The sequence below is a fragment of the Achromobacter sp. 2789STDY5608615 genome (assembly GCF_001298995.1).
In the GTDB taxonomy this organism is placed as follows: Bacteria; Pseudomonadota; Gammaproteobacteria; order Burkholderiales; family Burkholderiaceae_B; genus Achromobacter; species Achromobacter insuavis.
Window position 1 is genome coordinate 1 of sequence record NZ_CYTY01000013.1, and the last position, 11,740, is coordinate 11,740.

General features: G+C 68.8%; 9 protein-coding genes. 2 read left to right on the forward strand and 7 right to left on the reverse strand.

Annotated elements, in window-relative coordinates; all coding sequences use genetic code 11:
• Window positions 1-372 precede the first annotated feature (372 nt).
• From AOZ49_RS13110 to AOZ49_RS13120, 3 genes are all read right to left on the reverse strand, one after another.
• Window positions 373-711: a P-II family nitrogen regulator gene (locus AOZ49_RS13110; RefSeq protein ID WP_006386376.1), complete on the reverse strand. Its 339-nt coding sequence runs from the start codon at window positions 709-711 to the stop codon at window positions 373-375.
• A gap of 140 nt (window positions 712-851) precedes the next feature.
• Window positions 852-2,918, reverse strand: a complete 2,067-nt coding sequence (locus AOZ49_RS13115) for an NAD(+) synthase (RefSeq protein ID WP_054475932.1) — start codon at window positions 2,916-2,918, stop codon at window positions 852-854.
• Between the two features lie 92 nt (window positions 2,919-3,010).
• Window positions 3,011-4,342 carry a mechanosensitive ion channel family protein gene (locus AOZ49_RS13120; protein ID WP_054432031.1) on the reverse strand — a complete coding sequence of 444 codons (1,332 nt, stop codon included), beginning with the start codon at window positions 4,340-4,342 and terminating at the stop codon, window positions 3,011-3,013.
• Window positions 4,343-4,550: 208 nt separating this feature from the next.
• Here AOZ49_RS13120 and argH point away from each other — a divergent pair, with 208 nt between their 5' ends.
• Window positions 4,551-5,972: an argininosuccinate lyase gene (gene argH / locus AOZ49_RS13125; RefSeq protein WP_054475755.1), complete on the forward strand. Its 1,422-nt coding sequence runs from the start codon at window positions 4,551-4,553 to the stop codon at window positions 5,970-5,972.
• Between the two features lie 87 nt (window positions 5,973-6,059).
• On the opposite strand, the gene AOZ49_RS13130 is transcribed toward argH, so the two are convergent.
• Together AOZ49_RS13130 and AOZ49_RS31760 are read right to left on the reverse strand one after the other, a co-directional pair.
• Entirely contained in the window at window positions 6,060-6,479 is a 420-nt protein-coding gene (locus tag AOZ49_RS13130; RefSeq protein WP_054475757.1) for a type II toxin-antitoxin system HicB family antitoxin, read from the reverse strand.
• Between the two features lie 78 nt (window positions 6,480-6,557).
• Window positions 6,558-6,743, reverse strand: coding sequence for a type II toxin-antitoxin system HicA family toxin (locus tag AOZ49_RS31760; RefSeq protein WP_082380443.1), 186 nt, complete (start codon window positions 6,741-6,743; stop codon window positions 6,558-6,560).
• A 246-nt stretch (window positions 6,744-6,989) separates the two neighbouring features.
• On the opposite strand from AOZ49_RS31760, the gene AOZ49_RS13135 reads away from it, so the two are divergent.
• Window positions 6,990-9,023 carry a PEP/pyruvate-binding domain-containing protein gene (locus AOZ49_RS13135; RefSeq protein WP_054475759.1) on the forward strand — a complete coding sequence of 678 codons (2,034 nt, stop codon included), beginning with the start codon at window positions 6,990-6,992 and terminating at the stop codon, window positions 9,021-9,023.
• 338 nt (window positions 9,024-9,361) lie between these two features.
• On the opposite strand, the gene lpdA is transcribed toward AOZ49_RS13135, so the two are convergent.
• Window positions 9,362-10,765 (reverse strand): dihydrolipoyl dehydrogenase, encoded by a 1,404-nt coding sequence (gene lpdA, locus AOZ49_RS13140; RefSeq protein WP_024068590.1) that lies wholly within the window; start codon window positions 10,763-10,765, stop codon window positions 9,362-9,364.
• A gap of 2 nt (window positions 10,766-10,767) precedes the next feature.
• On the reverse strand, window positions 10,768-11,740 hold a 973-nt coding region (locus tag AOZ49_RS13145; RefSeq protein WP_082380432.1), incomplete at its 5' end, for a dihydrolipoamide acetyltransferase family protein.

Sequence of the window (11,740 nt, forward strand, 5' to 3'; positions counted from 1 at the left end):
ACACCCCGCCGCCCCACCCCCGCGTATGCAAACTGCGGCCGCCCGCGCGGCCACAGTTTGCGGGCCCCGCAAACTCCCCGCAAGCCACCACCACAGCAGCGCGTCAATTCTCAAAGGCGCCAGCTCGGCGCGCAGGCGGGACGGATGCGGGCGCCGTCGATGCGCCCGAGGGAATCTGAAGGGAAGGCCGCAGGCCTGGACGAAGATGACAACGGGGAAGTCCGGAGCGAACGCTCCGGACCGCAATCGTTGGCGCCCGCATCCGTCCCGCCTGCGCGCCGGGCGACCCAAGAAAAAACCACTACCGCAAAAAACTTCGGGGCGACCCTTACGGCCACCCCGACATCCAACCCAAGCGATTCAAACGCAAACTCAAAGCGCCTCTTCGTCGCTCTCCCCCGTCCGAATCCGGATGGCCTGCTCGACCGGCGTCACGAAAATCTTGCCATCCCCGATCTTCCCGGTCCGAGCCGCCTTCACCACCGCCTCGATCGCCGCCTCGACCTGATCATCCGGCAGCACCACCTCGACGCGGATCTTCGGCAGGAAATCCACCACATATTCCGCCCCGCGATACAGCTCGGTATGCCCTTTCTGGCGCCCGAAGCCCTTCACTTCGGTCACGGTCAGCCCGCTGACGCCGACCTCGGCCAGCGCCTCGCGGACTTCGTCGAGCTTGAAGGGTTTGATGATGGCGGTGACTTGTTTCACGTTGGTCGTCCTGATTGTGCGGTCTGTTGCGGCGCCCGGCCTCGAACACTATCGGACCCAGGCGCAATGATTGAGAGAATACCACCGGCGCCGGGGGCCAACCGGCCCGTCCGCCATTGCCGGGAAAACCCGAATACGGCTCAGCCCGGCGGCGCCTGATCCGGAATCCGGTCGGCGTCGCGCATCCACACCACCGACTCGGAATCGCTCGGCGCGCGCCAGTCGCCGCGCGGCGACAGCGAGCCGCCCGAGCCCACCTTGGGCGCGTTCGGCACGCAGGTGCGCTTGAACTGGCTGAGGCGGAAGAACCGGTCCAGGAAGATCTTCAGGTTGCGCTTGATCGCCGCCAGGTCGTACTGGTTGCGCGCCACGTGGCCGCCCTCCGGCCAGGCGCCGGCATCGCGGTCGCGCCAGGCCGCCAGCGCCAGGAACGCCACCTTGGTCGGCGCGAAGCCATAGCGCAGCGTGTAGTACAGGTTGAAGTCCTGCAGCTCGTAGGGGCCGATCGTGTCTTCGCTTTTCTGGGTCGGCTTGCCGTCATCGCCGCCCGGCACCAGCTCGGGGCTGACGTCCGTGCCCAGCACGTCCAGCAGCACCGCCGCGCCGGTCTCGCCCAGGCGGCCGGACTCGGCCACCCAGCGCACCAGGTGGGTGATCAGCGTCTTGGGCACGCTGGCGTTGACGCTGTAGTGCGACATGTGGTCGCCTACGCCGTAAGTGCACCAGCCCAGCGCCAGCTCGCTCAGGTCGCCCGTGCCGATGACGATGGCGTTGTTGAAATTGGCGATGCGGAACAGGTGGTTGGTGCGCTCGCCGGCCTGCACGTTCTCGAAGGTGATGTCGTACACCGGCTTGCCATCGGCATAGGGATGGCCAAGGTCCTTGAGCATCTGCAGGCAGCTCGGGCGGATGTCGACCTCGGAAGCCGTGCAGCCCACCACCGCCATCAGCTGGCGCGCCTGCTGCAGCGTGCGGCTGCTGGTGGCGAAACCCGGCATGGTCACGGCCAGGATGTTGGCGCGCGGCAGCCCCAGCGTGTCCATGGCCTGGGCGCAGACCAGCAGCGCGTGGGTCGAATCCAGCCCGCCCGAGATGCCGATGACCACCTTGGACATGCCGCTGGCCGACAGGCGCTGCGCCAGCGCCTGCACCTGGATGTTGTAGACCTCCTTGCAGCGCGCGTCGCGGCGCTGGGCGTCGGCCGGCACGTACGGAAAGCGCGGCACGCGCCGCTCCAGCGGCAGCTCGGCGTCCTCCAGCGGCGCCGCGACCGGCACCAGCACCTGGCGGAACTTGCGCACTTCGTCGCGGTGACGTCGCGCCGACTGGCCGAAGGTGGTCTGGTGCATGCGCTCGCGCGACAGGCGGTCCAGGTCCACGTCGGAGAACAGCAGGTGCGATTCGTTCAGGAAGCGCTCGGACTCGCCCAGCAGCTCGCCGTTTTCATAGATCAGCGCCTGGCCGTCCCAGGCCAGGTCGGTGGACGACTCGCCGCGGCCGGCCGACGTATACATGTAGGCCGCCAGGCAGCGCGCCGACTGCTGCGCCACCAGCTGGTGGCGGTAGGCCGACTTGCCGACCACGATGTTCGAGGCCGACAGGTTCACCAGCACCGTGGCGCCGGCCAGCGCCGCGAACGAAGACGGCGGGATCGGCACCCAGACGTCTTCGCAGATCTCGACGTGGAACTGGAACAGCGGCAGCTTTTCCATCTGGAACAGCAGCTCGGCGCCGAACGGCACGGTCTGCTCCAGCAGGCGGATCTCGGTGGCGACGGCGCAATCGGCCGCGCTGAACTGGCGCGCTTCGTAGAATTCGCCGTAGTTGGGCAGGTAGCTCTTGGGCACCACGCCCAGGATGCGGCCGCCGGCCGCCACCACCGCGCAGTTGTACAACTGGTGCGCCACCCGCAACGGCGCGCCGACGACGACGGCGATGTCCAATTCGGCGGTAGCGCGCACCACCTGGTCCAGCGCCGCCTCGCAGGCGTCCAGCAGGGCCTTCTGGTGGAACAGGTCGTCGCAGGTGTAGGCCGACAGGCCAAGCTCGGGGAACGCCACCAGCACGGCGCCGCCCTGGGCCGCCTGCTGCGCCAGCGCGATGGTCTGCGCGGCGTTGAAGGCCGGATCCGCGACCCGGCATTCGGGCACGCCCACGGCGACCCGGGCGAAGCCGTGGGAATACAGGTTGAAAAACGGGTTCGACATCGGATCCATCGCCTGGGGCGCCTTGATACGGAACTGCACGGAACGGGCCTGCTTCAGGCCGGGACATCCAACCGGGCCATTATCTCACGGCGTCATGCGCCGGACGGCGGCGCCAGGCGCTCCGGATCGCCCCGGTGATGCCCGCCCTCGGCCGCCAGCGCGGCCTGCAGCGCGCCCTCGCGCAGCGAACTGCCCATGGCGCCGATGTCGGCGCCGGACGGCTGCTGGTACAGGCGCAGGCCCAGTTCCGGCAGGATCGCCAGCAGATGATCGAAGATGTCGCCCTGGATGCGCTCGTACTCGACCCAGGCGGTGACGGCCGTGAAGCAGTAGACCTCGACCGGGATGCCGTCGGCGGTGGGTTCCATCATGCGCACCATCATCGCCATGTCCTGGCGCACCTCGGGGTTCTGCTTCAGGTAGGCCAGGCCGTAGGCGCGGAAGGTGCCGATATTGGTCAGGCGGCGGCGGTTGGCCGGCACGCTGGCCAGCTCGCCCATGGTCTGGTTGGCCTGGGCGATATCCTGGGTCTTGACCCGCAGGTAGTCGTGCAGCAACCGGAAGCGCATCAGGCGCTGGGCCTCGTCATCGGTCAGGAAGCGCACGCTGCTGGCGTCGATGCGCAGGGTGCGCTTGATGCGCCGGCCGCCCGACTCGAACATGTGGCGGTAGTTGCGGTAGCTTTCCGAGAACAGCTTGTAGGTCGGCACCGTGGTGACGGTGTTGTCCCAGTTCTGCACCTTGACCGTGTGCAGGGCGATGTCCTTGACGAAGCCGTCGGCGTTGGACTGCGGCATCTCGATCCAGTCGCCGATGCGCAGCATGTCGTTGCTGGTGAGCTGGGTGCTGGCCACCAGCGACAGCAGCGTGTCCTTGAACACCAGCAGCAGCACCGCCGACAGCGCGCCCAGGCCGGAGATCATCCACAGCGGCGAGCGGTCGATCAGGATCGACAGCACCAACACGGTGCACACCGCCATCAGGATCAGCTTGCTGATCTGGATATAGCCCTTGATCGAGCGGGTCTGCGCCCGCGTGGTGGCCGAATAGGTGTCCTGCCAGGCGCTCAGCACTCCGGAAAACGCCACGAACACGCAGATCCAGGCGCCGGCGTGGGCCAGCCGCCCCACCAGCGTGGCGGCCTTCTCGACGTGCGGCACCAGGTCGATGCCCACCGACACCACCGCGAACGGCACCGCGTACCAGAGGTTCTGGTACGCCCGACGGCGCTGCAGGGCCTTGTCCCAGTCCTCGTGGCCGCTGACCACCAGCAGCCGGTGCGCCAGCAGCAGCACCACCCGCGCGACCACCCACTGGACAAACAGCGCCGTCAGGATCAGCACGCCGATGCCGACCAGCGTCTGCGCCCACGGCTGGTGCGGCATATAGGTATCGAGTTCGGTGGCCAGCTGTTCCCATTCCATGGGCATAGGTCGTGTGCTCTCTTTCGGGTGGCAGGGGGGGGACGGCGCGCCGGCCGCCGCCGGGACGGGCCCGGTGAACCGCCGGATGCGACCCTGAATTATCCGACAACTCGCGCCGCCGCAAGTTTCCAGCCGCAACAGCGGGCATCCCGCCCATGGCGCCAGGATTCGTCAGCCGCCCAAGGCAGGCCCTATAATCCCCGCCATCATGGCAAACACTCCCTCCCCCGATCAAAACCAGTTCGCCAACAAGGCGCAGGCCTGGTCCGCCCGGTTCTCGGAACCGGTTTCCGAACTCGTCAAACGCTACACGGCGTCCGTGGACTTCGACAAGCGCCTGGCGCGCGTCGACATCCAGGGTTCGCTGGCGCACGCCGACATGCTGGCGGCCCAGGGCATCATCGGCGCCCAGGACCTGGCCGACATCCAGCGCGGCATGACCCAGATCCTGTCCGAAATCGACGCCGGCAGCTTCCAGTGGCTGCTCGACCTCGAAGACGTGCACCTGAACATCGAGAAGCGCCTGGTCGAGCTGGTCGGCGATGCCGGCAAGCGCCTGCACACCGGCCGTTCGCGCAACGACCAGGTGGCCACCGACATCCGCCTGTGGCTGCGCGGCGAAATCGACACCCTGATCGACCTGCTGCGCCAGCTGCGCCACGCGCTGGCCACGGTGGCGCTGGACAACGCCGCCACCATCATGCCGGGCTTCACCCACCTGCAGGTGGCCCAGCCCGTCACCTTCGGCCATCACCTGCTGGCCTACGCCGAGATGTTCGGCCGCGACGCCGAGCGCCTGGCCGACTGCCGCCGCCGCGTCAACCGCCTGCCGCTGGGCGCCGCCGCCCTGGCCGGCACCTCGTTCCCGATCGACCGCGAACGCGTCGCCAAGACCCTGGGCTTTGACGGCGTCTGCCGCAATTCGCTGGACGCCGTCTCCGACCGCGACTTCGCCATCGAGTTCTGCGCCGCCGGCGCGCTGATCATGACGCACGTCTCGCGCCTGTCCGAAGAACTGGTGCTGTGGATGAGCCCGCGCGTCGGCTTCATCGACCTGGCCGACCGCTTCTGCACCGGCAGCTCGATCATGCCGCAGAAAAAGAACCCCGACGTGCCCGAACTGGCGCGTGGCAAGACCGGCCGCGTCAACGGCAACCTGGTCGCCCTGCTGACCCTGATGAAGGGCCAGCCCCTGGCCTACAACAAGGACAACCAGGAAGACAAGGAAGGCCTGTTCGACACCGTCGACACCGTGCGCGACACGCTGACGATCTTCGCCGACATGGCCGCCGGCATCAAGGTCAAGGCCGACAACATGCGCGCCGCCGCGCTGCAGGGCTTCGCCACCGCCACCGACCTGGCCGACTACCTGGTCAAGCGCGGCGTGCCGTTCCGCGACGCCCACGAAGTGGTGGCCCACGCCGTGCGCGACTGCGAACAGCGCGGCTGCGACCTGGCCGACCTGTCGCTGGACGAGCTCAAGGCCTACCACGCCACCATCGGCGACGACGTGCACCAGGTGCTGACGCTGGAAGGCTCGGTCGCCGCGCGCAAGCACGTGGGCGGCACCGCCCCCGAGCGCGTGGCCGAGGAAGCCCGCCGCGTGCTGCAGGAAACGGCGGCGCAGTAAGCCCGCGGTTCCCTCGCTCGAAAACAGGCGGCCCCGGATTTCCGGGGCCGTTTTTCATGGATCGCCGCCGTGTGCGCCAACGGGGCGTCAGACGAGCGAAACCTCCAAGCGCCGTCCAAGCTGCTCCAGCGCCGACTCGACCTGATCGATCCGGGAGGCGTGCCGCACATCCAGCAGGCGATCCACTTGTGGCATGTGCACGCCCATGCGGCGAGCCAACTCCGCCTTGCGCACCCCTTGCTGGATCATCTCGTTGGACAGGAACACTTTGCTGGTCATCAGCGCCGGCAAGGTCACCGACGCCTGCCCCGCCAGCACGGGCGACGGCAGGGGAATGGGCCGGCGCGCGTCGAAGTAGATTTCCAGCGCAGCCTCAAGCGCTTCCCGGGCGTTGATCGCAGCCTCTTGCTGATCATCACCCACTGTCAACGCTTCCGGAATATCTGGAAATCGGACGAACCAGGTGCGATTGGAATCAAGCGTCAGGGTGAACGGATAGGTCAGCATATAAGCCTCCCGGTTACCGGACTGGGTGGAAAGTGAAGAGCACAGGGAATGACCGTCGACTGCATTGAATCCGCCGTCTCATTTCAATCCGAGTTGCTTCTTGATTTCATGTTCAAGGTGCTTACCCATTTCCCTGGAGCCACGGTACGGAAAGATCGTCGTGATGCCGTTCAACGTGACTCGAAAGTGACTGCTTCCGGCACGATGTGCGACAAAAACCGCCCCTTGCCGCTCGAGCCATTTTTTGAATTCGCTGTATTTCATGGCCGTGCGCATTACAGACAAGCTTAAACAATAAAGTTGTCTAAGAAAACATAAATGTTGTCCTCACCAACTGCTGTCATGACGGACTTTCGGAGCGTATCCGCTGGTTGGGCATGCCAGTGAATTGGGCTACGTTTACCGGAACAAATTACCTGTCACGGCGTGTCATTCCTCGTTTCCGATCTCGCACGAGCGGCGGGGACAGGTTCGCTATGATGGGCGCTTTTCCACTCGCCCCCTCCCCCCATGCCAGCCCTGCGCGCGTCCTGGTTCCCGTCGCCCCTGTCCCGTCCGGCCGTTCTGACCGCCGCCTGCCTGCTGGCGCTTGCCGCCCTCCCCGCCGCCCAGGCGCAGACCGCGCGCAAGCCGTCGCCGTACGAAAACGTGATCGAGCCCGTCAAGGCCCGCCCGCTGACGCCCGAGGAAATCGCGGCGCGCAAGGCCGAGGATGCGCGCCGCGGCGGCCCGGCCTTCATGGCCCGGATCGAGAACGAGGCCGCGTTCCGCCAGCTGGCGCGCGTCTACAACGCCGGCACGCCGCTGGAAATCCCGCACGTGCTGTTCGTAATCGACCGTCAGCGCGGCGACCGCATCTACTACCTGGACACGCCGCGCTACGGCCTGCACGAGACCTTCGCGCGCGAACGGCGCCTGCTGCCGGGCAAGGCCAAAGCCGTGCTGACCGCGCAGTACAAGGATCCCGACCGCCGCCTGCTGTTCGGCACCCTGAGCTGGCAGCGCGACCTGCCCGGCTACACCTACGAATTCTGGGAAGGCGACCGCCTCACGCCCGAACTGCTGAAGCTGGCCGACGATGTGGTCGCCAAGAGCTTCTACGCCCCGATCCGCTTCAAGACCAACTCGACCCTGCACGAGCAGGCCGCCGCCACCGCCGGACTGCGCTTCGTGACGCAAGAGGCGCTGCTGCGCGAACAGGCCTTCCTGCCGCTGAACCCCGGCGCCGCGCAGGGCCGGCTGCGCATCGTCGCCTCGGTCGACGCCACGCCCGACCTTCAGCGCGACGACATCGTGGTGCTCGACGAAGTGCCGATCGCCATCCCGCCCGTGGCCGGCCTGATCACGCAGCGGCCGTCCACGCTGCTGTCGCACGTCAACCTGCTGGCCAAGGGCTGGGGCATCCCCAACGCCTACGTGCGCGACGCCACCAACGTCCTGCGCCAGTACGACGGCCAGTGGGTCACGCTGACCGTCAGCGGCAACGACTACCGGGTGCAACCCGCCGACAAGCCCGCCACCCGACCGCCGGCGACGCCGCCCAAGCCGCGCGCGCAGCTGCCCAAGCCGGACCTGACGGTGCAGGCGCTCAAGCCGCTCGATGCCCTGGCCGTGCGCGACAGCCGCCATTGCGGCGTCAAGGCCGCCAACCTGGGCGCGCTCCGCTCCGCCCTGCCGCCGGCCGCCAGCGTGCCCGACGGCTTCTGCATCCCGTTCGCGCAATACGCCGCCTTCATGCAGCGGCTGAACGTGGCGCAACGGGTGGCGGCGCTGGAGCAGCGCCCCGATTTCATGGCCGACGCCGAGGTGCGGCGCAAGGAACTGGCGGCCCTGCGCCAGGACATCATGCAGGCCGCGCCCGACGCGGCGCAGGCCGAGTCCTGGCGCGCGCTGTGGCAATCGCGCCTGAAGGGCGCGGGCGTGTTCGTGCGCAGTTCATCGAACTCCGAGGACCTGCCCGGCTTCAGCGGCGCCGGCCTGTACACCACCGTGCCCAACGTCACCCAGCCGGACGCGCTGGCCAAGGCGGTGCAGACCGTGTGGGCCTCGGTCTACAACTTCGACGCCTACGAGGCGCGGCGCGCGGCCGGGATTCCCCAGGACGCGGTGGTGATGGCCGTGCTGGTGCAGCTGGCGGCGCCGTCCGACAGTTCCGGCGTCATGATCACGCGCGATCCGTTCGACGCCAGCCGCCGCTACGTGACCTACATCTCGGCCAAGCGCGGCCTGGGCATCAAGGTGGTGGAAGGCAAGCGCCAGGCCGAGCAGGTGATGTATTCGAGCTGGTCCAAGGCGGTGCAGGTGCTGAGCCGCTCGGCCGAGGACACGCAGTTGGTGGCCGACGTCGCCGGCGGCGTGCGCGAAGTGCCGATCGCGCCGGACGCGCGCCAGGTGCTGAACGACGCGCTGGTGGCACGGCTGGCCGCCGTCGGCCGGCAGGTCAAGCAGCGCCTGGGCAAGGTCGACCAGGACATCGAATGGGCGGTGGTCGGCGACAAGATCATCATCCTGCAGGCGCGGCCCTACATCGACGCGCGCCGCTAGCGGACCTTTTTTCCTTGGGGCGGCCCGGCGGCAAAAATAGCCCCCACGCTCCGCCGCTACGCGGGTCGCTACCCCCCAAGGGGGCGTTTTTGCCTTGGGGCGGCCCGGCGGCAAAAATAGCCCCCACGCTCCGCCGCTACGCGGGTCGCTGCCCCCCCCCCAAGGGGGCGTTTTTGCCTTGGGGCGGCCCGGCGGCAAAAATAGCCCCCACGCTCCGCCGCTGCGCGGGTCGCTGCCCCCCAAGGGGGCGTTTTTTCCTTGGGGCGGCCCGGCGGCAAAAAAAACCGCGGTGGCGGGCATAATGCCCGCCACCGCGGCTTCGGATCCTCCGTAGCGGATCAGATGTGCAGCGCGTGCCCCAGCGCCTTGAGCGCGGCTTCCTGCACCGCTTCGCCCAGGGTCGGGTGGGCATGGATCGTGCCCGCCACGTCCTCCAGCGTCGCGCCCATTTCGAGCGACTGGCCGAACGCCGTCGACAGTTCCGACACGCCCCGGCCCACCGCCTGCCAGCCCACGATCAGGTGGTTGTCGCGGCGCGCCACCACCCGCACGAAACCGTCGGTGGACTCCAGCGTCATCGCACGGCCGTTGGCGGCGAACGGGAACGACGCCGCCAGGCAGTCCAGCCCGGCCGCTTCGGCCTCGGCCGGCGACAGCCCGGCCACCACGACTTCCGGATCGGTGAAGCACACCGCCGGGATCGCGGCCGGCTGGAAGTGGCGGCGCTTGCCCGCCACCAGCTCGGCCACCATCTCGCCCTGCGCCATGGCGCGGTGCGCCAGCATCGGCTCGCCGGCGATGTCGCCGATGGCCCAGACGTCGCGCATGGAGGTGCGGCACTGGTCGTCGATGCGCAGCGCGTTGCCCTTGCGGTCCAGCTGCAGGTTTTCCAGGCCCCAGCCCTGCGTGCGCGGACGCCGGCCGACGGCGATCAGCACCCGGTCGGCGGGCAGCGCGGTCTCGGCGCCGCTGGCGTCCTGGATCCGCACCGCGGTGCCGGCGCCGTTCAGCCCCAGCACCTTGCGGCCCAGGTGCAGCTCGACGCCCAGCTTGGCAAGGGCCGCGGCCACCGGTTTGGTGAGTTCCGCGTCGTAGGTCGGCAGGATGCGGTCCTGCGCCTCGACCACGGCCACCTCGGCGCCCAGCTTGCGGTACACCGTGCCCAGCTCCAGGCCGATGTAGCCGCCGCCCACCACCACCAGCTTCTTCGGGATGTCGGCCGGCGACAGCGCCTCGGTCGAGGACACCACCATGCCGCCGAACGGCACCGACGGCAGCGGCGTCGGCTCGGAGCCGGCCGCCAGCAGCAGGTGCTCGCACTGGATGCGCTGGCGGCTGCCGTCGGCGCTCTCGACCTCGACGGTCTTGCCGTCCAGCAGGCTGGCCCAGCCCTGCACCACCTGCACGCCGTTCTTCTTGAGCAGCGCGCCGACGCCGCCGGTCAGCTTGCCGACGATGCCGTCCTTCCAGGCCACGGTGCGGCCGATGTCGATGGCGGGCGCCGACACCGAGATGCCCAGCGCCGACTGGCCGGCGTAATGGCGCGCCTTGTCGAATTCCTCGGCCGCGTGGATCAGCGCCTTGGACGGAATGCAGCCGATGTTCAGGCAGGTGCCGCCCAGCCGGTCGCCCTCGACCAGGATGGTGGGCACGCCCAGTTGCCCGGCGCGGATCGCGGCCACATAGCCGCCGGGCCCGCCGCCGATCACCAGCAGGGTTGTCGTCTTGGTAGTCTGGCTCATGCTTACTCCACGAAAAGCAGCGCGGGTTGTTCCAGCAGCGCGCGCACGGCCTGGATGAAGCGGGCCGCGTCCATGCCGTCGACCACGCGGTGGTCGAACGAGGACGACAGGTTCATCAGCTTGCGCGCCACCACGGCGCCATTGCGGAAGGCGGGCCGCTCGACGATGCGGTTCACGCCCACGATGCCGACCTCGGGATGGTTGATGACCGGCGTGGTGACGATGCCGCCCAGCGGGCCCAGGCTGGTGATGGTGATGGTCGAGCCGGACAGCTCGTCGCGCCCGGCGCCGCCGGACCGCACCGCCTGCGCCAGCCGGCCGATCTCGGCCGCCATCGACCACAGGTCGCGGGTTTCGGCGTGGCGCATCACCGGCACCATCAGGCCGCCGTCGCTCTGCGTGGCGATGCCGATGTGCACGGCGCCGTAGCGCGTCACCTGGCCGGCCTCGTCGTCATAGCGGGCGTTGATCTGCGGGAAGTCGCGCAGCGCGATCACCATGGCGCGCGCCAGCAGCGGCAGCAGCGTCAGCTTGCCGCGCGACTCGCCGAACTTCGCGTTCAGGCTGACGCGCAGGTCCTCGAGCTCGGTGACGTCGATTTCCTCCACGTAGCTGAAGTGCGGAATGCGGCGCTTGGACTCGGCCATCTTCTGCGCGATCTTGCGGCGCAGGCCGATCACGGGCACCTGCTCTTCGTCATTGCGCTCGGCATAGGCCGGGCCGCGCGCGGCGCTGCCGCCGCCCTGCCCTTGCAGGTAGGCGTCCAGGTCCTCGTGCATGACGCGGCCGGCCGGGCCGCTGCCGTGCACATAGCGCAGCTCGATGCCCAGGTCCCAGGCGCGCTTGCGCACCGCCGGCGAGGCCAGCGGCTTCTCGCCGGGTTGACGCGTCGCGGCGGGCGCCTGGCGCGCGGCGGCCGCCCGGCTGGGCGGCGCGGATGGCGCATGCGGCGCGGCGGCGGACGATTGCAGCGAC

What these genes read in the sequence shown, in the direction of transcription:
- argH (WP_054475755.1), top strand. Translation starts at nt 4,551, where the DNA reads ATGGCAAACACTCCCTCCCCCGATCAAAACCAGTTCGCCAACAAGGCG.
- AOZ49_RS13135 (WP_054475759.1), top strand. Translation starts at nt 6,990, where the DNA reads ATGCCAGCCCTGCGCGCGTCCTGGTTCCCGTCGCCCCTGTCCCGTCCG.
- AOZ49_RS31760 (WP_082380443.1), bottom strand. Translation starts at nt 6,743, where the DNA reads ATGAAATACAGCGAATTCAAAAAATGGCTCGAGCGGCAAGGGGCGGTT.
- AOZ49_RS13130 (WP_054475757.1), bottom strand. Translation starts at nt 6,479, where the DNA reads ATGCTGACCTATCCGTTCACCCTGACGCTTGATTCCAATCGCACCTGG.
- lpdA (WP_024068590.1), bottom strand. Translation starts at nt 10,765, where the DNA reads ATGAGCCAGACTACCAAGACGACAACCCTGCTGGTGATCGGCGGCGGG.
- AOZ49_RS13120 (WP_054432031.1), bottom strand. Translation starts at nt 4,342, where the DNA reads ATGGAATGGGAACAGCTGGCCACCGAACTCGATACCTATATGCCGCAC.
- AOZ49_RS13115 (WP_054475932.1), bottom strand. Translation starts at nt 2,918, where the DNA reads ATGTCGAACCCGTTTTTCAACCTGTATTCCCACGGCTTCGCCCGGGTC.